Origin of the sequence: Streptomyces sp. WM4235 (assembly GCF_001279725.1) — a bacterium.
Classification (GTDB): Bacteria; Actinomycetota; Actinomycetes; order Streptomycetales; family Streptomycetaceae; genus Streptomyces.
Genome location: NZ_LGDE01000112.1, coordinates 19,872 through 39,851, shown reverse-complemented (window position 1 = coordinate 39,851; position 19,980 = coordinate 19,872). Strand labels below are relative to the sequence as shown.

19 protein-coding genes are annotated in these 19,980 nt (G+C 69.9%); 4 read left to right on the top strand and 15 right to left on the bottom strand.

What is annotated here, in order from left to right; translation table 11 throughout:
* Positions 1-39 precede the first annotated feature (39 nt).
* The 3 genes from ADK55_RS10890 to ADK55_RS10880 form a co-directional block, all read right to left on the bottom strand.
* A complete protein-coding gene (locus tag ADK55_RS10890) occupies positions 40-2,598 on the bottom strand; it encodes a hypothetical protein (protein WP_053677461.1) in 2,559 nt (852 codons plus the stop codon).
* Positions 2,599-2,794: 196 nt separating this feature from the next.
* The gene (locus ADK55_RS10885) at positions 2,795-3,118 is read right to left on the bottom strand and encodes an STAS domain-containing protein (protein ID WP_053677459.1); all 324 of its coding nucleotides are present in this window, start codon (positions 3,116-3,118) and stop codon (positions 2,795-2,797) included.
* A 156-nt stretch (positions 3,119-3,274) separates the two neighbouring features.
* The gene (locus ADK55_RS10880; protein ID WP_053677457.1) at positions 3,275-4,123 is read right to left on the bottom strand and encodes a 3-hydroxyacyl-CoA dehydrogenase family protein; all 849 of its coding nucleotides are present in this window, start codon (positions 4,121-4,123) and stop codon (positions 3,275-3,277) included.
* Positions 4,124-4,577: 454 nt separating this feature from the next.
* On the opposite strand from ADK55_RS10880, the gene ADK55_RS10875 reads away from it, so the two are divergent.
* Positions 4,578-5,150, top strand: a complete 573-nt coding sequence (locus tag ADK55_RS10875) for a cob(I)yrinic acid a,c-diamide adenosyltransferase (RefSeq protein WP_053677455.1) — start codon at positions 4,578-4,580, stop codon at positions 5,148-5,150.
* Positions 5,151-5,186: 36 nt separating this feature from the next.
* Here the strand turns inward: ADK55_RS10875 and ADK55_RS10870 are convergent, their stop codons facing one another.
* The gene (locus tag ADK55_RS10870; RefSeq protein ID WP_053677454.1) at positions 5,187-5,768 is read right to left on the bottom strand and encodes a hypothetical protein; all 582 of its coding nucleotides are present in this window, start codon (positions 5,766-5,768) and stop codon (positions 5,187-5,189) included.
* 187 nt (positions 5,769-5,955) lie between these two features.
* On the opposite strand from ADK55_RS10870, the gene ADK55_RS10865 reads away from it, so the two are divergent.
* The 3 genes from ADK55_RS10865 (at position 5,956) to ADK55_RS10855 (ending at position 9,843) form a co-directional block, all read left to right on the top strand.
* Positions 5,956-7,152 carry a sensor histidine kinase gene (locus ADK55_RS10865; protein WP_234349996.1) on the top strand — a complete coding sequence of 399 codons (1,197 nt, stop codon included), beginning with the start codon at positions 5,956-5,958 and terminating at the stop codon, positions 7,150-7,152.
* Positions 7,149-7,805, top strand: coding sequence for a response regulator (locus ADK55_RS10860; RefSeq protein WP_053677452.1), 657 nt, complete (start codon positions 7,149-7,151; stop codon positions 7,803-7,805). The genes ADK55_RS10865 and ADK55_RS10860 overlap by 4 nt, the downstream gene beginning before the upstream one ends.
* Before the next feature lie 133 nt (positions 7,806-7,938).
* Positions 7,939-9,843, top strand: coding sequence for a glycoside hydrolase family 18 chitinase (locus ADK55_RS10855; protein ID WP_053677450.1), 1,905 nt, complete (start codon positions 7,939-7,941; stop codon positions 9,841-9,843).
* A gap of 87 nt (positions 9,844-9,930) precedes the next feature.
* Here ADK55_RS10855 and ADK55_RS10850 read toward each other — a convergent pair whose 3' ends face one another.
* From ADK55_RS10850 to ADK55_RS10800, 11 genes are all read right to left on the bottom strand, one after another.
* Complete coding sequence (locus tag ADK55_RS10850) at positions 9,931-10,380, bottom strand: DUF2550 domain-containing protein (RefSeq protein WP_053677710.1); 450 nt, start codon at positions 10,378-10,380, stop codon at positions 9,931-9,933.
* Between the two features lie 129 nt (positions 10,381-10,509).
* On the bottom strand, positions 10,510-10,884 hold the full coding sequence (locus ADK55_RS10845; RefSeq protein ID WP_053677447.1) for a F0F1 ATP synthase subunit epsilon: 375 nt from the start codon (positions 10,882-10,884) through the stop codon (positions 10,510-10,512).
* Between the two features lie 128 nt (positions 10,885-11,012).
* Positions 11,013-12,455 carry a F0F1 ATP synthase subunit beta gene (atpD, locus tag ADK55_RS10840; protein ID WP_053677446.1) on the bottom strand — a complete coding sequence of 481 codons (1,443 nt, stop codon included), beginning with the start codon at positions 12,453-12,455 and terminating at the stop codon, positions 11,013-11,015.
* Complete coding sequence (locus tag ADK55_RS10835; RefSeq protein WP_053677443.1) at positions 12,455-13,372, bottom strand: F0F1 ATP synthase subunit gamma; 918 nt, start codon at positions 13,370-13,372, stop codon at positions 12,455-12,457. Before ADK55_RS10835 ends, atpD begins: the two co-directional genes overlap by 1 nt.
* A gap of 20 nt (positions 13,373-13,392) precedes the next feature.
* Positions 13,393-14,988 (bottom strand): F0F1 ATP synthase subunit alpha, encoded by a 1,596-nt coding sequence (gene atpA / locus ADK55_RS10830; RefSeq protein WP_053677441.1) that lies wholly within the window; start codon positions 14,986-14,988, stop codon positions 13,393-13,395.
* Positions 14,989-15,118: 130 nt separating this feature from the next.
* Positions 15,119-15,934: a F0F1 ATP synthase subunit delta gene (locus ADK55_RS10825; protein ID WP_053677439.1), complete on the bottom strand. Its 816-nt coding sequence runs from the start codon at positions 15,932-15,934 to the stop codon at positions 15,119-15,121.
* Complete coding sequence (locus tag ADK55_RS10820; RefSeq protein WP_053677437.1) at positions 15,931-16,476, bottom strand: F0F1 ATP synthase subunit B; 546 nt, start codon at positions 16,474-16,476, stop codon at positions 15,931-15,933. Before ADK55_RS10820 ends, ADK55_RS10825 begins: the two co-directional genes overlap by 4 nt.
* A 40-nt stretch (positions 16,477-16,516) precedes the next feature.
* Positions 16,517-16,765, bottom strand: a complete 249-nt coding sequence (locus tag ADK55_RS10815; RefSeq protein ID WP_030008695.1) for an ATP synthase subunit C — start codon at positions 16,763-16,765, stop codon at positions 16,517-16,519.
* A gap of 75 nt (positions 16,766-16,840) precedes the next feature.
* Positions 16,841-17,662 (bottom strand): F0F1 ATP synthase subunit A, encoded by an 822-nt coding sequence (gene atpB / locus ADK55_RS10810; RefSeq protein ID WP_053677435.1) that lies wholly within the window; start codon positions 17,660-17,662, stop codon positions 16,841-16,843.
* Between the two features lie 225 nt (positions 17,663-17,887).
* Positions 17,888-18,334: a hypothetical protein gene (locus tag ADK55_RS10805; protein WP_053677433.1), complete on the bottom strand. Its 447-nt coding sequence runs from the start codon at positions 18,332-18,334 to the stop codon at positions 17,888-17,890.
* Positions 18,335-18,610: 276 nt separating this feature from the next.
* Positions 18,611-19,957 carry an MraY family glycosyltransferase gene (locus ADK55_RS10800; RefSeq protein ID WP_199826494.1) on the bottom strand — a complete coding sequence of 449 codons (1,347 nt, stop codon included), beginning with the start codon at positions 19,955-19,957 and terminating at the stop codon, positions 18,611-18,613.
* Positions 19,958-19,980: the final 23 nt, after the last annotated feature.

The following is a 19,980-nucleotide window of genomic DNA, read 5'->3' as shown; positions in this document are numbered from 1 at the left end:
GTCGGCGACTGCCGGCGGGGCCGTGCCGTTCTCCGCTCCCTACCGGGTCGTGGACGCCTCCGGGGAGGTGTCGCCGCCCGTCGGGCCGGTGGGGACCGACGTTACCGGCGGCTGGGTCGACACCGACGGCTGCGGGGTCACCGAGGACGTGGACGGCTTGGGGTCCGGGGAGGTCGGCGACTGGACGGGCGTCGACGGCGGCGTCGAGGTGCGCGGCGTCGTCGGGGACGAGGGCCGGCCGGACGGCGTGCGCGCGGGCGGTGTCTTCCCCGTGCCCGGTACGGTGCCCGGATCGGAGTGGGTGCCCGACGGTGCGGGGCGGCTCGGGTCCGCCGGATCGGCCGGGTCGGACGTCCCCGGCTCGGGTTCGGAGGGCTCCGAAGGAACGTTCCCGCTGCTCTCCGTCACGGACGTCGGGGTGGTCGACACGGCGGGCCCCTGCGGCTTGTCGTCGCCCGACGGCATCACCGCCAGGGCCACCACCGTGCCCAGCACGGCCACCGTCACCGCGCCGGCCGCGGCCAGCAGCGCCGTGCGGCGTCGGGACGCCGGAGCGGGCGGCGGCGGGGCGAGGGGCGGCGCGGCCGGCTTCGCCGTCAGGGGGAACGCGTCGTCGAAGACCTCCGACAGGGCGGAGGAGGACTTCTGGTCCCCCCGCTGGATCACGGGAACCACCTGTGTGACGACCTCCCCCGCCGGCGCCGGCGGGACCCCGGGCCCCGTCGGGGCCGGCGCGCCGACCGGTCGCGTCGGCGGTGACGCGGGCGGGGCGTCGGCCGGGCCCGCGGGAGGAGCCGCCGGAACGGAGCCGGCCAGGGACGCGGGCAGTGACACCGGCGGGAAGGCCGTCGGCGGCGTGGAAGCCTTGGGAAGAGCAGGAGTCACGGGCGCCGCGGGCGTCATCGGGGTCACGGGCGTCATCGGGGTCACGGGCGCCTCCAGCCGCAGCGGCGGCGACGCCACTCCCCCCGCCGTCTCCCGGTCCGTGACCAGCGCCAGCGCCCGCCGCCCCGCGACCGTGCCCCGCTTGTCGGCGAGCGCGCCCCGCAGGCCGATCGAGGCCTCCAGCTCCGCCCGGGCCCGCTCAAGCCGGCCCTCGCACAGCGCGAGCACACCGAGCTCGTGGTGGAAGTACGCCTGCTCCGCGACCTCCCCCGCCTTGCGCGCGGCCTCCGCGCCCGAGCGCAGCACCCGCTCCCACGCCTCCCAGTGCAGCGACGCCGCGAAGGCCGGGGCGGCCGTGCGCGCCAGCAGTACGGCCGCCACCACGTCGGCGCCCGCCAGGGCCGCCAGTACCGCGTCGGCCTCCGCCGCGACCCGCTCCGGGGTCACCGAGGCGTGGCCGGTCCACCAGACGTAGTGCCGGGCGGCCGTGCGGGCCTCCTCGGCGGCGCTCTCCCCGTACCCGGCCTCCTCCAGCTGCCGGGCCACTCCGGGGGCCAGCCGGTAGCGCGGTCCGACCGGGGTGAGCAGTCCGCAGCCGAGGAGTTCCGTGACCGCCACGTCGGCGTGGGTGTCCCCCACCAGGGCCGGCAGGTGCGCGTGGTGGGGCATCTCCCCGCCGAGCGCGCACGCGATGCGCAGGGCGGCCCGTGCCGATTCGCTCACCCGGGAGGCGAGGAGTTCCGCCGGCGCGGCGGCCTCGGCCAGGGTGGGCAGCGGTACGTCGACGGGCTCGCGGGGGCGTTCCTCGAAGACTCCGGGCTCCTCCTCGTCGTCCGTCTCGTCGGTCCGGTTGAGTTCGTCCCGTTGGCCCAGCAGCGCGGCGGCCTGGACGAAGCGCAGGGGCAGCCCCTCGGAGGCGAACCGCAGGTCGCCCGCCCAGGCGGTCTCCTCCTCGGTCAGGGCGCGCCCGGTGAGGGCCTCCAGCAGCAGGACGCAGTCGGCCCGGCCGAGGCCCCCGAGGAAGACCTCCTCCAGGTGCGAGTCGTCGGAGGGGGATTTGGTGTCGGGGGTGGCGGCCAGCAGGTAGGCGCATTCGGGCGTGGCCCGCAGCAGCTCGTCGAGCGCGGGGCCGCCGAGTTCCAGGTCGTCGAGGAGGACGACCGCGCCGATCTCCTTCACCCGTGCGAGGAGTTCCGGGCGGTCGGGGCGTCGGCCCGAGCCCTCGTACACGGCCGCGTACAGCGCGTGGAGCAGTTCCGTCGGTTGCTGCTGCCCGTGCCCGGAGAGGCGTACGACCCCGTCGGGCGCGATGCCCTCGCAGGCGAGGGCCACCGAGTCGAGCAGCGCGGAACGGCCCGATCCGGCGGGTCCGGTCAGGCGGACGGAGCGCCCGCGCCCCAGCAGCCGTACGAGTCGCTCCCGCTCCTCCTCGCGCTCCAGCAGGAGCCGGCCGGGGAGCGGGGTGCCGGGCAGCGCCGGCGGTCTCGCGGCGGCGTCCCGCTCGGCGCGGGCGGCCGGACCGCGCTTGGCGGGGCGCTCCGTCGCGGCGCCCGGTCGCAGGGGTTCTATCTCGCTGCCGTCGACCGGGTTGACGGTGAGGGTGAAGTCCCCCGCGGTCAGGGTGACGACCCGCGCGACGGGCCCGCTCGCGGGTCCCGTCGACGCTGCCGGGGTGTCCTCGCCCGGTTCGGACTGTCCCTGAGTTCGGTCCATGACCAAGTCCCCCGATCGCGTCGCGCGTACCGCCGCTGCCGCCGTCGTACCGCCCGGCCTTCGCTCGCACACGCCGCAGTCGCTACTGGTCCGGTTTCCGCCCGAACCCTAGACCGTGGCCGGCCCCGCCGGAACCGCCGGGGGTGTCTTCACCACCGGACCGTTACGTTTCTGCGGAATCCGACGCATCCGGTCGTCACACCCGCGGCAGGGACTCCGCTTCCAGCCCGCCCTCGATGGCGAGGATCCGGTGCAGCCGGGTCGCCACCAGCAACCGCTGCATCTGCGCGGGCACCCCGCGCAGTACCAGGCGGCGTCCGCTCCGGCCGGCCCTCCGGTGGGCGCCCATGATCACGCCGAGGCCGGTCGCGTCCCAGGAGTCGAGTGCCGTGAGGTCCAGCACGAGGTCGCCGTGGCCGTCGTCGAGGGCGGAGTGCAGGGCCGTACGGGCGTCCGCCGCGCTGCGCACGTCGAGGCGACCCCCGACCGCGAGTTCGGCGTGGTCGCCCCTGATGTGCATATGCGCTCCCGGCAGTCCTGCGTTCGTCTGGTCCGACTGGTCCGTGGTCGGCAACTCTCACTGCAACTGACTGCCTCAGGAGCAGGGAAGTTGCCGACCGTGAGCGAACCGATACCTAATTCACCCTGTCGGGCGAGGGCATTCGAACGATCGTGCTCAGTGCTTGTAGAAACCCTGGCCGCTCTTGCGACCGATGTCGCCCGCGTCCACCATGCGGCGCATCAGCTCCGGCGGCGCGAACTTCTCGTCCTGCGACTCGGTGTAGATGTTGCTCGTGGCGTGCAGCAGGATGTCGACGCCCGTGAGGTCGGCGGTGGCGAGCGGGCCCATCGCGTGACCGAAGCCCAGCTTGCAGGCGATGTCGATGTCCTCGGCGGAGGCGACGCCCGACTCGTACAGCTTGGCGGCCTCGACGACCAGCGCGGAGATCAGACGGGTCGTCACGAAGCCGGCGACGTCGCGGTTGACGACGATGCAGGTCTTGCCGACCGACTCGGCGAACGCCCGCGTGGTGGCGAGGGTTTCGTCGCTCGTCTTGTAGCCGCGGACGAGCTCGCACAACTGCATCATCGGGACGGGTGAGAAGAAGTGCGCGCCGACGACCCGCTCCGGACGCTCCGTCACGGCCGCGATCTTGGTGATCGGGATGGCGGAGGTGTTGGAGGCGAGGATCGCGTCGTCCCGTACGAGCTTGTCGAGCGCACGGAAGATCTCGTGCTTGACCTCGAGCTTCTCGAAGACGGCCTCGACGACGATGTCGGCGTCGGCGACCGCGTCGAGGTCGGTGGAGGTGGTGATCCGGGCCAGCGCCGCCTCGGCGTCCTCGGCCGTCAGCTTGCCCTTGGCGACGAAGCGGTCGTACGAGGCCTTGATCCCGTCCGTGCCACGGGTCAGCGCGGCGTCGGTGACATCACGCAGTACGACGTCCCAGCCCGCCTGAGCGGAGACCTGAGCGATACCGGATCCCATGAGTCCGGCACCGATGACGGCGAGCTTCCCAGCCACTGCACACCCCTCGTTCTCGAATACGGCCCAGTCCCGTGGCCTCTCCGGCGGAGACTAGCGCCCGTGAGGGGTCGTGTGACCGCGAAGTAACACGCGTCACGTCTCATCTGACGGACATCACACCGGGACGGCTCAGCCCGTACCCGCCGTCCCCAACCGGTCCTCGATCGGCCGGAGTCGCCCGACCCGGCGCTCCGCTCCACCGACCCCGGCGCTCCGCTCGGGGCGGCACGGGCCCGTCAAGACGGCGGCCCACCGGGCCTGTTCGACCCCGCTCCGGACGGCGACCGGGTCGGGCATACCGCCCCCTCTTCCCCGTACCGCCATCTCTGCGCCGTTGCGTACCCTTTCGGGCGGTTCTGCGGCCGTCGCCGGTGGACGACGGCCGGCCCGCGGGGGCCATCGCACGCGGGCGCCGTACGCGTGTTTCGGGGTCGCTCACTAGGCTGGACACATGGTGAACCTCACGCGCATCTACACCCGCACCGGCGACCAGGGCACGACCGCCCTCGGAGACATGAGCCGCACGCGGAAGACCGACCTGCGGATCTCCGCTTACGCCGACGTCAACGAGGCGAACGCGGCCATCGGCACGGCGATCGCCCTCGGCGGTCTGTCCGAGGACCTGGTGAAGGTCCTGGTCCGGGTGCAGAACGACATGTTCGACGTCGGCGCGGACCTGTGCACCCCCGTCGTCGAGAACCCCGAGTACCCGCCGCTGCGCGTCGAGCAGTTCTACGTGGACAAGCTGGAGGCGGACTGCGACACCTTCAACGGCGAGCTGGAGAAGCTGCGGAGCTTCATCCTGCCCGGCGGCACCCCCGGCGCGGCCCTGCTGCACCAGGCCTGCACCGTCGTGCGGCGCGCCGAGCGCTCGACCTGGGCGGCCCTGGAGGAGCACGCGGAGGCCATGAACCCGCTGACGGCCACCTACCTGAACCGTCTCTCCGACCTCCTGTTCATCCTGGCCCGTACGGCCAACAAGGAGGTCGGGGACGTGCTGTGGGTGCCGGGCGGCGAGCGCTGACGAGTCCGCCGCCCGTCGGCCGGGCGGTCGACCCGGCTACCGCTTGAGGAGGGCGGCGGGGTCTGCCCCGTCCTGGTCGACCCTGCCCGCCGGAGCCTTCCGCGGCCAGATCGAGTAGGTAGCCGCGACCAGGGCCTGGATGCCGACGATCCGCAGGACGACGGACTGCCATTGCCGGAGCGCGTCGACGTCCACTCCGTCGCCCACGTACCGGATCGCGGCTTCCAGCAGTGCCAGCGAGACGGCCGCGGCGACGAGGGTCCGTACCCACAGCTTCCACTCGTGGACGGCCCGCGCCCTGCCGTACTTGGCGCCCGGCGGCTTCGGTCCCCCCGCCCAACGGTGGGCGGCGTGCCGATCGAGCCACTTCACCGTGTAGTGGCCGTAGGCCACGGTGTAGCCGATGTAGAGGGCGGCCAGGCCGTGCGTCCAGCCCGGTCGGCCGCCGTTCTTCAGGTCCAGCGTGGTGAACACGAACAGGGCCAGTTCCAGCAGCGGCTCGCACAGCAGCACCGCCGCGCCCAGCCTCGGCATTCGGGCGAGGTAGCGCAGCGCCAGCCCTGCCGCCAGCAGCACCCAGAAACCGACCTCGCAGGCGACGATCAGCGCGACGAGCACGGTACTCACCTTCCCTCTCGACCTCTCGACTCGGACGGGGCGGCCGCTCCCGGTCCTTCCAAGAGTCCCGTCCGGTGCGGTCCGGCACGTCGTCTGCGATGACGAGAGTCGACTGCACCCTTCGATGTAGCGGCTCCTCCGCCCAGCCGGCGAGGCCCGGGAGCGCTTCACCGTGTTGGATGGGAACGTGCCCTCGAAGACCCTCGTGTCCGCCTTCCGCCCCCACCGCGACGACGTGCTGCTGTGCGTCGTCAGCCTGCTCGCCGGGGTGCTCCTGTGGTCACTCGGGGTACACAGCTCCCCGAGCCGGAACATGTTCCCCGACTGGGCGGCCCTGGTCCCGCTGGTCGCCCTCGGCCCGATGGAGCTGCTGCGCCGCACCGCACCGCGCGTGACGCTGCCCGTGGGCACCGTCGGGGTGATCGCGGACCAGTTCACCGTCGGCAACCTGGTCACGGTCCTGATCTTCACCGACCTGATGTACGCCGCCGTCGTGTACGGCAAGCCCTCCATGGCCCGGCGGCTCCCGGTCACCACCGGACTGATCACCATCGCCGTCACGATCGCCTCGGTGGCCTGGCTGCGCACCCCGCAGGCCCTGCTGATCGGCGTGATCACCGGCATCGTCAGCTTCGGGCCGGCCCTCACCGGAGCCACCCTGCGCAACCACCGCGAGGCGGCGGTCGCCGCCCGGCTGCGCGCCGAGCAGACCGCGCTGCTGGCCGAGATGGACCGCGCGCAGGCCGTGGTCGCGGAACGGGCCCGGATGGCGCGGGAGTTGCACGACATGGTGGCCAATCACCTGTCGGCCATCGCCATCCACTCCACCGCCGCGCTGTCCATCGATTCCCCCGCGACCAGCCGGGACGCCCTCGGGGTGATCCGCGAGAACAGCGTGCAGGGGTTGGCCGAGATGCGACGGTTGATCGGGCTGCTGCGGGACGCCGGCGCGGAGCAGGAGCCGGTGGCGGTGCCCTCCCTCGACGGACTGGACGTACTCATCGGCAAGGCTCGCGTGAACGGGGCCGGCAGCGGCCTGGACTTCGTACTGGAGGACACCCGCACCGACGGGGAGCCGCTGCCCGCCCCCGTGGAGCTGGCCGCGTACCGCATCGTCCAGGAGTCGCTGACGAACGCCCTCAAGCACGCCGTCCCGGGGACGGTCCGGGTGCGCCTGTCATCCGCGGACGGGCTGCTGACCGTACGGGTGGACTCGCCGTACGGGGAGCGGCCCGGCCCGCGCGCCCCCGGTTCCGGCGCGGGGCTGATCGGCATGCGCGAGCGGACGGAGCTGCTCGGGGGCGCGTTCACGGCGGGGCGGGCCGGCACGGTGTGGCAGGTGCGGGCGTCCTTGCCCGCCGAGGAGAGGGCGGTGACCGGGTGACCATCCGGGTCGTGGTGGCGGAGGACCAGCGGGCGGTGCGCGCGGGTCTGGTGATGATCCTGCGCAGTGCGGGCGACATGGAGGTGGTGGGCGAGGCGGCGGACGGGGAGGAGGCGGTCCGTCTGGCCCGTGAGCTTCGGCCGGATCTGGTCCTCATGGATGTGCAGATGCCCCGGCTCGACGGGGTTTCGGCCACGCGGCAGGTGGTCGCGGAGGGGCTGGCCGACGTGCTCGTGCTCACGACGTTCGATCTCGACGAGTACGTCTTCGGAGCGCTGCGCGCGGGCGCCTCGGGCTTCCTGCTGAAGGACGCGGAGGCGGCGGAGCTGATCGGGGCGGTGCGCACCGTCGCCCGCGGCGAGGGGCTGATCGCGCCCGCGGTGACCCGTCGGTTGATCGCCGAGTTCGCGGCGCCGCAACCCGTGCGGACGGCCGTGCCGCCGGAGCGGGCGGCGGCGGTGGCCTCGCTGACCCGGCGCGAGCGGGAGGTGTGGGGCTGCCTGGGCGAGGGCCTGTCGAACGCGGAGGTGGCTTGCCGGCTGGAGATGGCGGAGGCGACGGTGAAGACGCACGTCAGCAGGTTGCTGGGGAAGCTGGAGCTGCGCAGCCGGGTCCAAGCGGCCGTGCTGGCGCAGGAGTTGGGCATCCAGTAGGAGGCTCGAAGGGAGGTCTGGACCTCTTGACGGTTGGTCCAGACCTTTCTAATCTCACCGCAACACTGTGGTGAGCGTGTCATGGCAAGAACCTTGACGAGACGTGCTCACGGGCGGCGCAGGTCCCACCCCCATGTCGGAGTCGGCCCCACGACTTCGACGGACCTACGGAGGAGCACCCTTGAGCACAGCACCCCCACGACGCGTACGACTGCTCAGAAGGCTGGCCGCGACCGCGGTCGCCCTGGCCCTGCCCGTCGCCGGCCTCGTCGGCCTGGCAGGCACCGCACAGGCCGCCGGCTCCGCCACCGCGACCTACACCAAGGCCTCCGACTGGGGCTCCGGCTTCGAGGGCAAGTGGACGGTGAAGAACACCGGCACCACCGCCATCAACAGCTGGACCGTGGAGTGGGACTACCCGACCGGCACCAGGGTCACCTCGGCCTGGGACGCCACCGTCACCAGTTCGGGCAACCACTGGACCGCCAAGAACGTCGGCTGGAACGGCGCCCTCTCCCCCGGCGCGAGCGTCACCTTCGGCTTCAACGGCACCGGCCCGGGCGCCCCCTCCGGCTGCAAGATCAACGGCGGCTCCTGCGACGGCGGCACCACCCCCACCGACAACCCGCCGTCCGCCCCCGGCACCCCCACCGCGACCGGGGTCACCGAGACCTCGCTCACCCTGAACTGGGCGGCGGCCACCGACGACAAGGGGATCAAGAACTACGACGTCTACCGCGGCAGCGGCAAGGTCGCCACGGTGACCGGCACCAGCTACGCCGACAGCGGCCTGACCAAGGGCACGACGTACGCCTACACGGTCACCGCCCGCGACACCGCCGACCAGACCGGCCCCTCCTCCGGCTCCCTCTCGGTGACCACCCCGGGCGGCGGCACGGGCCCCGGCCCCGACCCCGGTGACGGCACCAGGGTCAAGCTCGGCTACTTCACGAACTGGGGCGTCTACCAGCGCAACTACCACGTGAAGAACCTGGTCACCTCCGGCTCCGCCGCGAAGATCACGCACATCAACTACGCCTTCGGCAACGTCCAGGGCGGCAAGTGCACCATCGGCGACGCGTACGCCGACTACGACAAGGCCTACACCGCCGACCAGAGCGTCGACGGCGTCGCCGACACCTGGGACCAGCCGTTGCGCGGCAACTTCAACCAGCTGCGCAAGCTCAAGGCGAAGTACCCGAACATCAAGATCCTCTGGTCGTTCGGCGGCTGGACCTGGTCCGGCGGCTTCGGCCAGGCCGCCGCGAACCCGGCCGCCTTCGCCCAGTCCTGCCACGACCTGGTCGAGGACCCGCGGTGGGCCGACGTCTTCGACGGCATCGACCTCGACTGGGAGTACCCGAACGCCTGCGGCCTGACCTGCGATACCAGCGGCGCGGCCTCCCTGAAGAACCTGATGCAGGCCGTCCGCGGCAAGTTCGGCGCGAACAACCTGGTCACCGCCGCGATCTCCGCCGACGGCTCCAACGGCGGCAAGCTCGACGCGGCCGACTACGCGGGCGCCGCCCAGTACGTCGACTTCTACAACGTCATGACGTACGACTTCTTCGGCGCCTGGGCGGCGCAGGGCCCGACGGCCCCGCACTCCCCGCTCACCGCCTACTCCGGCATCCCGCAGGACGGCTTCAACTCCGAGGCCGCGATCACCAAGCTCAAGGGCAAGGGCATCGCCGGCTCCAAGCTCAACCTCGGCATCGGCTTCTACGGCCGCGGCTGGACCGGCGTCACCCAGGCCACCCCGGGCGGCACGGCCACCGGGCCCGCCCCGGGCACGTACGAGCCCGGCATCGAGGACTACAAGGTCCTCAAGGCGAGCTGCCCGTCCACCGGCACCATCGCCGGCACCGCCTACGCCAAGTGCGGAAGCAACTGGTGGAGCTACGACACCCCCGCCACCGTCGCCTCGAAGATGACCTGGACCAAGCAGCAGGGACTGCGCGGAGCCTTCTTCTGGGAGTTCAGCGGCGACACCACCAACGGTGAACTCGCCAACGCGATCCACACCGGTCTGCAGTAGCCCCCGCGCTCCGCACCGGTGAACCGACGAAGCCGGGGAGAAGGGTCCGTCCCCCTTCTCCCCGGCTTCCCCACGTGCCGGTACCGCTCAGGCCACGTTCACCCGCTGGCCGGGAGGCGCCGCCTCCAGCCAGGCCAGGAAACCGGTCAGCGCGTCGTCGCTCATCGCCAGCTCCAAGCGCGTCCCCCGGTGGGAACAGCCGAGCACGACGGCGTCCGACAGCAGCGCCAGCTCCTCCTCGCCCTCGGGCGCGCGGCGGGCGAGGACCTCGATGGAGGAACGCTCCAGCAGCCGGCGCGGGCGCGGGGAGTAGCTGAAGACCCGGAACCATTCGATCCGGTCACCGCTGTAGCGGGCGACCCCGTACACCCATCCCTTGCCGGAGACGTCGGGCCCCTCGGCCACACCGCCCCACCGCAGGCTGCAGTCGAAGGTCCCCCCGGACCGCTGGATCAGTCTCCGGCGCAGCCCGAAGACAAAGAGCCCGATCGCCAACAAGACCACGATCAGGCCGCTCACAAGCAGAGCGAGGAGCATCTTCACCGACCTCCTCGCTCATCGAATACCGCCATGCGAAAAACGGACGTACATCGCCTCAGCCGCGACCCGGTCTGGAAAATTCCAGAACGAACCGCGGCTGAGGTCGCACACTATTCGGTACGGGGCTCAGTGCCCCGTTACCGCGCGCAGTCGGACATCCGCGCGACGCTCGGCGGCCGCGTCGGCCTCCGACTTCGCGCGATCCAGTGCCCGCTCCGCCCGCTGGACGTCAATCTCGTCCGCGAGCTCGGCGATCTCGGCCAGCAGCGACAACTTGTTGTCCGCGAACGAGATGAATCCGCCGTGCACCGCGGCGACGACAGTGCCGCCCTCGCTGGTGCGGATGGTCACAGGGCCCGATTCCAGCACACCGAGAAGCGGCTGGTGACCGGGCATGACGCCGATGTCGCCGGACGTGGTGCGGGCGACAACAAGGGTGGCCTCGCCGGACCAGACATTGCGGTCCGCCGCGACCAGCTCGACGTGCAGCTCAGCAGCCAAGGTGGCTCCTCGGGTCACCACCCGGCGGGTCGGCCGGGTGTTGGGTCAAATTCTAATGGGCGTGGGGAGAGGGACGGGACGCACCCGCCCCTCTCCGTCAATCAGCTCTGCTCACGAGGAGCGGGGCTTCAGGAGACGCCCAGCTCCTTGGCGTTGGCCTTCAGGTCCTCGATGCCACCGCACAGGAAGAACGCCTGCTCGGGGAAGTGGTCGTAATCGCCGTCGCAGATCGCGTTGAACGCCACGATCGACTCCTCCAGCGGAACGTCCGAACCGTCCACGCCGGTGAACTGCTTCGCCACGTGGGTGTTCTGCGACAGGAAGCGCTCGACGCGACGGGCACGGTGGACAACGAGCTTGTCCTCCTCGCCCAGCTCGTCGATACCGAGGATCGCGATGATGTCCTGGAGGTCCTTGTACTTCTGGAGGATCCCCTTGACGCGCATCGCCGTGGCGTAGTGGTCCGCCGCGATGTACCGCGGGTCGAGGATGCGGGACGTCGAGTCCAGCGGGTCCACGGCCGGGTAGATGCCCTTCTCGGAGATCGGACGGGAAAGAACCGTCGTCGCGTCGAGGTGGGCGAAGGTGGTCGCCGGCGCCGGGTCGGTCAGGTCGTCCGCGGGGACGTAGATCGCCTGCATCGAGGTGATCGAGTGACCACGGGTCGAGGTGATGCGCTCCTGGAGGAGACCCATCTCGTCGGCCAGGTTCGGCTGGTAACCCACCGCGGAGGGCATGCGGCCGAGCAGGGTCGACACCTCGGAACCCGCCTGGGTGTACCGGAAGATGTTGTCGATGAAGAACAGCACGTCCTGCTTCTGCACATCGCGGAAGTACTCCGCCATGGTCAGACCGGCCAGGGCGACGCGCAGACGGGTGCCCGGGGGCTCGTCCATCTGACCGAAGACAAGCGCCGTCTTGTCGATGACGCCCGAGTCGGCCATTTCCTCGATGAGGTCGTTGCCCTCACGGGTACGCTCACCGACGCCCGCGAAGACCGACACACCGTCGTGGTTGTTGGCGACGCGGTAGATCATTTCCTGGATCAGAACGGTCTTGCCGACACCGGCACCACCGAACAGACCGATCTTTCCACCCTTGACGTACGGGGTGAGAAGGTCGATGACCTTGACGCCGGTCTCGAACATCTCGGTCTTCGACTCGAGCTCGTCGAAGCGGGGCGCCTTGCGGTGGATGGGCCAACGCTCGGTGACGTTGGCGTTCTCCTCCGGGTAGTTCAGCACCTCACCGAGGGTGTTGAACACCTTGCCCTTGGTGAAGTCACCGACGGGGACGGTGATGCCCTCGCCCGTGTCGGTCACCGGGGCCTGGCGGACCAGACCGTCGGTGGGCTGCATGGAGATGGTGCGGACCAGGCCGTCACCCAGGTGCTGGGCGACTTCCAGGGTCAGCGTCTTGAGCGCGCCGTCCTCGGCCGGGTCTGCGACCTGGACCTTCAGCGCGTTGTAGATCTCGGGCATGGCGTCGACGGGGAACTCCACGTCGACGACCGGGCCGATGACCCGGGCGACGCGGCCCGTGGCGGCGGCCGTCTCAACAGTGGTCGTCATTACTTGTCACTCCCCGCGGTCGCGTCAGCCATGGCGCTCGCGCCACCGACGATCTCGCTGATTTCCTGGGTGATTTCGGCCTGGCGGGCCGCGTTGGCAAGCCGGGAGAGGCTCTTGATGAGGTCTCCGGCGTTGTCGGTCGCCGACTTCATCGCGCGGCGGCGGGCGGCGTGCTCGGAAGCGGCCGACTGCAGCAGTGCGTTGTAGATACGGCTCTCGACGTAGCGCGGCAGCAGGGCGTCGAGGACGTCCTCCGCCGACGGCTCGAAGTCGAACAGCGGAAGGATCTCGCCCTTCGCGCCGGACTCTTCTTCGGCCTTGTCGAGGCTGAGCGGCAGCATCCGGCCGTCGACCGCGTTCTGCGTCATCATCGACACGAATTCCGTGTAGACGATGTGCAGCTCGTCGACGCCGCCCTCGGCCGTTTCCTTCTGGATGGCCTCGATCAGCGGCTCCGCGACGCGCTTGGCGTCGGCGTAGGCCGGGCTGTCGGTGAAGCCGGTCCACGACTCCGCGACCTTGCGCTCGCGGAAACCGAAGTAGGCCAGACCCTTACGGCCGACGATGAACGTGTCGACCTCCTTGCCCTCGCCGCGCAGCCGCTCGCTGAGCCGCTCCGCCTGCTTGATGGCATTCGAGGAGTAGCCGCCGGCCAGACCGCGGTCGCTCGTGATGAGCAGGACCGCGGCGCGCACCGGCGCCTCGACCTCGGTGGTCAGGGCGTGCTTGGTGTTCGAGCCGGTCGCCACCGCGGTCACCGCACGGGTGAGCTCGGTCGCGTACGGCATCGATGCCGCCACCTTGCGCTGCGCCTTGACGATGCGCGAGGCGGCGATCATCTCCATCGCCTTGGTGATCTTCTTGGTCGCCGTGACGGCACGGATGCGACGCTTGTAGACCCGGAGCTGCGCTCCCATGAGTCAGGTCCCTTCCGTCGTCACTTGGAGACGTTGACGGCCGGCGCGTCCTCGCCCAGAAGCTTGCCGTCCGAGGTCTCGAACTGCTGCTTGAAGGCGGCGATGGCGTCGGCGATCGACGTCAGGGTGTCGTCCGACATCTTGCCGCCCTCGGCGATGGAGGTGAGGAGGTCCTTGCGCTCGCGGCGCAGGTGCTCCAGCAGCTCCGACTCGAAGCGACGGATGTCGTTGACCGGGACCTCGTCCATCTTGCCGGTGGTACCGGCCCAGACGGAGACGACCTGCTCCTCGACGGGCATGGGCTGGTACTGGCCCTGCTTCAGCAGCTCGACCAGGCGCTTGCCGCGCTCCAGCGAGGACTTCGAAGCGGCGTCCAGGTCGGACCCGAAGGCGGCGAACGCCTCCAGCTCGCGGTACTGGGCGAGGTCCAGGCGCAGACGGCCGGAGACCTGCTTCATCGCCTTGTGCTGGGCGGAGCCACCGACGCGGGAGACCGAGATACCGACGTTCAGCGCCGGGCGCTGGCCCGCGTTGAACAGGTCGGACTCCAGGAAGCACTGGCCGTCGGTGATGGAGATGACGTTGGTCGGGATGAACGCCGACACGTCGTTCGCCTTGGTCTCGACGATCGGCAGACCGGTCATCGAACCGGCACCCATGTCGTCGGAGAGCTTCGCACAGCGCTCCAGCAGACGGGAGTGCAAGTAGAAGACGTCACCCGGGTAGGCCTCGCGGCCCGGCGGGCGGCGCAGCAGCAGCGACACGGCGCGGTAGGCGTCGGCCTGCTTCGACAGGTCGTCGAAGATGATCAGGACGTGCTTGCCGGCGTACATCCAGTGCTGGCCGATGGCGGAACCGGTGTACGGCGCCAGGTACTTGAAGCCGGCCGGGTCGGACGCCGGGGCGGCGACGATCGTCGTGTACTCCAGCGCACCGGCGTCTTCCAGGGCGCCGCGAACGGACGCGATGGTCGAGCCCTTCTGGCCGATGGCGACGTAGATGCAGCGAACCTGCTTGTTCACGTCGCCCGAGCGCCAGTTGTCGCGCTGGTTGATGATCGTGTCGACGGCCAGAGCGGTCTTGCCGGTCTGACGGTCGCCGATGATCAGCTGACGCTGGCCGCGGCCGATCGGCACCATCGCGTCGATGGCCTTGTAGCCGGTCTGCATGGGCTCGTGGACCGACTTGCGGACCATGACGCCCGGGGCCTGCAGCTCGAGGGCGCGGCGGCCTTCGGTCGCGATCTCGCCGAGGCCGTCGATCGGGTTGCCGAGCGGGTCGACAACGCGGCCGAGGTAGCCCTCGCCGACACCTACGGAGAGAACCTCACCGGTGCGCTGCACCGGCTGGCCCTCCTCGATGCCACTGAACTCGCCGAGGACGACCGCACCGATCTCGCGCTCCTCGAGGTTGAGGGCGAGACCGAGGGTGCCATCCTCGAACTTCAGCAGCTCGTTCGCCATGGCGGAGGGCAGGCCCTCCACCTTCGCGATGCCGTCGCCGGCAACGCTGACCGTTCCGACCTCCTCGCGCGAGGCCGCGTCCGGCTGGTACGACTGGACGAAGTTCTCCAGTGCGTCCCGGATCTCCTCCGGCCGGATCGTGAGCTCCGCCATCTGGGTTCCCTGCTCTCCTTGTTGGGCCTGAAGCTTCTTAGGGGTCTGGGGGCGACCCCCAGGAATCTTCTGCAAGTTCTGCACGGCCCAACCGGGCCGCTAGGAATGCTTTGTTCTAGTTGGTGGCTGGTCAGCCGGCCATGCGGCGGGTCGCCTCGGAGAGGCGGTCCGCGATGGTGCCGTCGATGACCTCGTCGCCGACCCGCACCACGATCCCGCCGAGGACCGTGGGGTCCACGTCGAGGTTGAGGTGCATCTGGCGGCCGTACAGCTTGGCCAGCACCGCGCCGAGACGCTGCTTCTGCGCGTCGCTGAGCGGAACCGCGGTGGTCACGATGGCGACCATGCGGTTGCGGCGCTCGGCGGCGAGCGTGGAAAGGGAGTCGAGTCCCGCTTCCAGGCTACGTCCACGCGGGTGCGTGACGAGTCGGGTCACCAGTCGTTCGGTGACCGCGTTCGCCTTGCCGCCGAGCAGGCTGCGCAGCAGCTCGCTCTTGGCGGCGGCGGTGGCCGCCCGATCGGTCAGCGCGGAGCGCAGCCCGGTGTTCGAGGCGACGATCCGGCCGAACCGGAACAGCTCGTCCTCGACGTTGTCGAGCCCGTTCGCCTGCTGGGCCGCGGTGAGGTCGGCGGTGGCCGCCAGTGCCTCGAGCGAGTCCACCAGGTCGCGGGACTGCGACCAGCGGGAGCGCGCCATGCCGGACACCAGGTCGAGGGTTTCCCCGCCGACCTGGTCGGCCAGCAGGCGACCCACGAGCTCGGCCTTGGCCTCGCCGGGCTGCGCCGGGTCCGTGATGACCCGACGCAGCGAGACCTCACGGTCGAGCAGCGCGGTGACGGCAGCCAGCTCACCGGCGAGCTTCGTCGCGTCGACGGACGTGTTGTCCATCAGCGCGTCGAGACGCTCACGCGCTGAGGCCAGTGCCTCGCGGCTCGCTCCGTTCATCGGGCGGCCTCGGCCTTCTCCTCGAGCTCGCCGAGGAAACGGTCGATCGTGCGGCTCTGCCGGGCGTGGTCCTCAAGGGACTCGCCGACGAGCTTTCCGGCCAGGTCGGTGGCGAGCTTGCCCACGTCCTGACGCAGTGCCTGCGAGGCGGCCTTGCGGTCTGCCGCGATCTGGGCGTGGCCGGCAGCGATGATCTCCTCACGCTGCCGCTGGCCCTCTGCGCGCAGTTCTTCCTTGAGCGCAGTGCCCTGCTCCAGCGCTTCCTGGCGCAGGCGCGCGGCCTCGTGCCGGGCTTCGGCGAGCTGAGCCTTGTACTGCTCGAGGACGCTCTGAGCCTCGGTCTGGGCTGCCTCGGCCTTCTCGATGCCACCCTCGATGGCCTCGCGACGCTCATCCAGAACCTTGTTGATGTTCGGGAGGAGCTTCTTCGCGAGGAAACCGAAGACGATGACAAAGGCGATCAGGCCGATGACAAGCTCGGGGATCGGCGGGATGAGGGGGTTTTCCGCCTCTTCGGCCGCGAGCTGAACCAGAGGGTTCACATCAGTGCCTTCCGTCTAAAGGGTCTGTCCGCTACCGGAATCAGGAGGTCGGGTAGACGAACGGCATGACCAGACCGATGAGGGCGAGCGCCTCACAGAAGGCGAAGCCGAGGATCTGGTTGGCGCGGATCAGGCCGGCGGCCTCGGGCTGGCGGGCCAGCGCCTGGGTGCCGTTACCGAAGATGATGCCGACGCCGACGCCGGGGCCGATGGCCGCGAGGCCGTAACCGATGGAGCCGAGGTTGCCCTTGATTTCGACGCCAGCAGCGAGGGTCTGGAGAGCGGACATGCCGGTTCTTCCTTCTCTTTCATGGACCGGTGGGGGTTGGCCACCGGACGACTGTTGGTTTGGGGGTGGGGCCGGTCAGTGGTGCTCGGCGACGGCGCCCTGAATGAAGCTGCAGGCCAGCAGTACGAAGACGTAGGCCTGGACAGCCTGGATGAAGAGCTCGAACGCGGTCATCACGATGACCATCACGAACGACACACCCGCGTAGGCGATACCGATGCCGTTCAGCAGGTACCAGCTGGCGATCGTGAAGAGCAGCAGCAGGGTGTGGCCGGCGAACATGTTCGCGAAGAGACGGACCGCGTGCGTGAACGGTCGGACGATCACGTTCGAGAAGAACTCGATGAGCATGACCAGCGGCAGGATCCCGCCGAGCGACTTGTCGTAGCCCGTGAGGTTCTTCAGACCGCCGACGAAGCCGTGGCGCTTGAAGGTGACCGACATCCACATGAAGTAGATGACCAGGGCGAGACCCGCCGGGTACGCGATGACGGCGGTCACCGGGAACTGCGCGAGCGGGACGATCGACCAGAGGTTCAGCATCCAGACGAAGAAGAACGTCGCGACCATGAAGGGGACGTACTTCTCGCCTTCCTTCTTGCCGAGCGTCTCGTAGACGATCCCGCGGCGCACGAAGTCGTATCCGGCTTCGGCGACCATCTGGAGCTTTCCGGGAACCAGCTTCGGCTTGCGGAAGGCGGCCCAGAAGAATCCGACGATGATGATCGACCCGAGCAGGGCCAACAGCATCGTCTTGTTGAAGTAGACGGTGCCGTCGATGTCGCCGAAGATCGGCTCGAACAGGAACGAGTGCAGGCCAGGAGCCGGGAAGCCACAGCCGTCGAAGATGTGGCAATCGGTCTCGAAGGCGAGCACCTGCGTCGGGTCAGCACTCACCGCGGGCTCCTTCAGCGTGGCGCATAGGTACGGCAACCTCGTTGTGTCGGCGCGGCGCACAGCCGCGGTTCGGCACGGGACTGGTCTTACGGATGTGGGGGCGGCTTGCAGGCAGTGAGCCTCGCGTTGAAGCAGGCGTCAGCTCAGATGCCTGCGCCCGCGATGCCGCAGTTGGCACCGGACGATAGCAGCATCTCGAACGCGCACTTATTCCGCCCCTACCGTTCACGAAGAGGACCCCGTGTTTTCGGGCTTCTCACCCTTGTCGCGCTTGGCGGACTCGGGCTCGACGTAAAGGATCTTGGCCTTCATGTGCGCGCGCGTCTGCGCGGCGATCCAAGCAAGGGTCGCCGCGACGATGGTGATCGCGAATGCCCTGGGATTGAACAGCGTCGTGTTCTTGAACACGGCGACGAAGACGAAGAGCAGCAGGATCTGGGTCGTGTAGAGCGCCAGACCCATCATCTGGAACAGATGCGGCAGCGATCGTGCCGTCCGCTGCAGGATGACAAAACCGATCCCCATGAACAGGATCACGATGATCGTGGCCATGACGGCCCCGAGAGCCCCCTTCCCGCCGGCTACGACGCCGCTGACGGCAGCGGCCACAAGGCCGACCACAGCGGTGGGTACCGCGGTATGCAAAAGGGATCGGGCGTCATCGGACAGCATGGCGCATGGCTCCGCGTGATGGTGGGGGTATACGGGACTCGTACGGGACGAGCGTAAGCCCGGTCCGAGTGAGAGCCTCGGGCCAATGGACCGTCGCACTACGGTCCTTCGGCTCTGTCGCCGGGTTTAGTGAACGGTATCACAAAGTATTTGATGAGAGCTTTACCCGGTGGGTGTGCTGACTGTCACACATGAGAGTGACCCTGCGCGTGTGTGCAGGACAGCCATGTGACTTGTCTGGTAAAGGGAGTTCATGTCGGACATGCGCCTCCGGCGTCAGCGCGCGGAACCGGCCTTACGCCGGTCGGGGAGGCGAGAACGGGGGCCAATCGCAGTCGCGCCGTTGACGCCGGACACCCCGGCCGCGATCGGGCGGGCCGGCTCCGGCTCCGTGCCCGTCGCGTCCTGCGCGGCCGCCTCGGCCGCCGCCTCCGCGGCCCGCTCCGCGTGCCGGTACCGCGGCGGTACGAGGCCCTCCGCCCACCTCGGCGCGCGCGGGGTGAACCGCGGCAGCAGCAGGAGGACGAGGCCCAGCGCGCTCAGCGCCGCGATGGCGAGCACGATCCACATCGAGGTGGAGTGCACGGAATAGGCCACCGCGCCGAAGGCGATCAGGCCGGACCAGAAGTACATGATGAGCACCGCGCGGCTGTGCGAGTGCCCCAGTTCCAGCAGTCGGTGGTGCAGGTGGCCGCGGTCCGCCGCGAACGGCGACTGGCCCTTCCAGGTGCGCCGGACGACGGCCAGCACCAGGTCGGCCATCGGGATCGCGATGATCGTCAGCGGCAGGACCAGCGGGATGAAGACCGGCAGCATCGCGTGGGTCGCGTTGCGCTCACCACCCGCGAACAGCGCCATGGTGTCGGGGTCCACCTGCCCGGTGATCGAGATCGCCGAGGCGGCCAGCACCAGGCCGATCAGCATCGAGCCGGAGTCGCCCATGAAGATGCGGGCCGGGTGCATGTTGTGCGGCAGGAAGCCGAGGCACATGCCCATCAGGATCGCGGCGAAGAGGGTGGCGGGGGCCGCCGCCTCGATGCCGTAGCCGAACCAGATCCGGTACGCGTAGAGGAAGAAGGCGCCGGTCGTGATGCAGACCATGCCGGCCGCGAGCCCGTCGAGTCCGTCCACGAAGTTCACGGCGTTGATGGTGAGCACGACCAGGGCGACGGTCAGCAGGTTGCCCTGCCACTGGGTGAGCGCGACGGTTCCGATGAAGGGAACCGGGATCCACAGGATCGTCAGACCCTGGATGACCATCACGCCCGCGGCGATCATCTGGGCGCCGAGCTTGATCAGGGCGTCGATCTCGAACTTGTCGTCGAGGACGCCCACCAGCCAGATCAGCGCCGCTCCGGAGAGCAGCGCCCGCGGTTCGTTCGAGGCGGTGAACACCGCGTTGAGGTTCTGCAGGTGGTCGGCGACCAGGAGGCCGGCGCACAGACCGCCGAACATCGCGATGCCGCCGAGCCTCGGCGTCGGTTCTCGGTGCACGTCACGCGCGCGCACCTCCGGCATGGCCCCGGCCGCGATAGCGAACTTCCGCACGGGCCCGGTCAGCAGGTAGGTCACCGCGACCGTGACGCACAGCGTCAGCAGATATTCACGCACGGGCTGCCCCAGATGTATCGCCGGCCATCTCAGCC

Excerpts from the sequence above, each read along its gene's own strand:
- ADK55_RS10890 (WP_053677461.1), bottom strand. The coding sequence starts at position 2,598 with ATGGACCGAACTCAGGGACAGTCCGAACCGGGCGAGGACACCCCGGCA.
- ADK55_RS10885 (WP_053677459.1), bottom strand. The coding sequence starts at position 3,118 with ATGCACATCAGGGGCGACCACGCCGAACTCGCGGTCGGGGGTCGCCTC.
- ADK55_RS10875 (WP_053677455.1), top strand. The coding sequence starts at position 4,578 with ATGGTGAACCTCACGCGCATCTACACCCGCACCGGCGACCAGGGCACG.
- ADK55_RS10855 (WP_053677450.1), top strand. The coding sequence starts at position 7,939 with ATGTCGGAGTCGGCCCCACGACTTCGACGGACCTACGGAGGAGCACCC.
- ADK55_RS10850 (WP_053677710.1), bottom strand. The coding sequence starts at position 10,380 with ATGCTCCTCGCTCTGCTTGTGAGCGGCCTGATCGTGGTCTTGTTGGCG.
- atpD (WP_053677446.1), bottom strand. The coding sequence starts at position 12,455 with ATGACGACCACTGTTGAGACGGCCGCCGCCACGGGCCGCGTCGCCCGG.
- ADK55_RS10835 (WP_053677443.1), bottom strand. The coding sequence starts at position 13,372 with ATGGGAGCGCAGCTCCGGGTCTACAAGCGTCGCATCCGTGCCGTCACG.
- atpA (WP_053677441.1), bottom strand. The coding sequence starts at position 14,988 with ATGGCGGAGCTCACGATCCGGCCGGAGGAGATCCGGGACGCACTGGAG.
- ADK55_RS10825 (WP_053677439.1), bottom strand. The coding sequence starts at position 15,934 with ATGAACGGAGCGAGCCGCGAGGCACTGGCCTCAGCGCGTGAGCGTCTC.
- ADK55_RS10815 (WP_030008695.1), bottom strand. The coding sequence starts at position 16,765 with ATGTCCGCTCTCCAGACCCTCGCTGCTGGCGTCGAAATCAAGGGCAAC.
- ADK55_RS10805 (WP_053677433.1), bottom strand. The coding sequence starts at position 18,334 with ATGCTGTCCGATGACGCCCGATCCCTTTTGCATACCGCGGTACCCACC.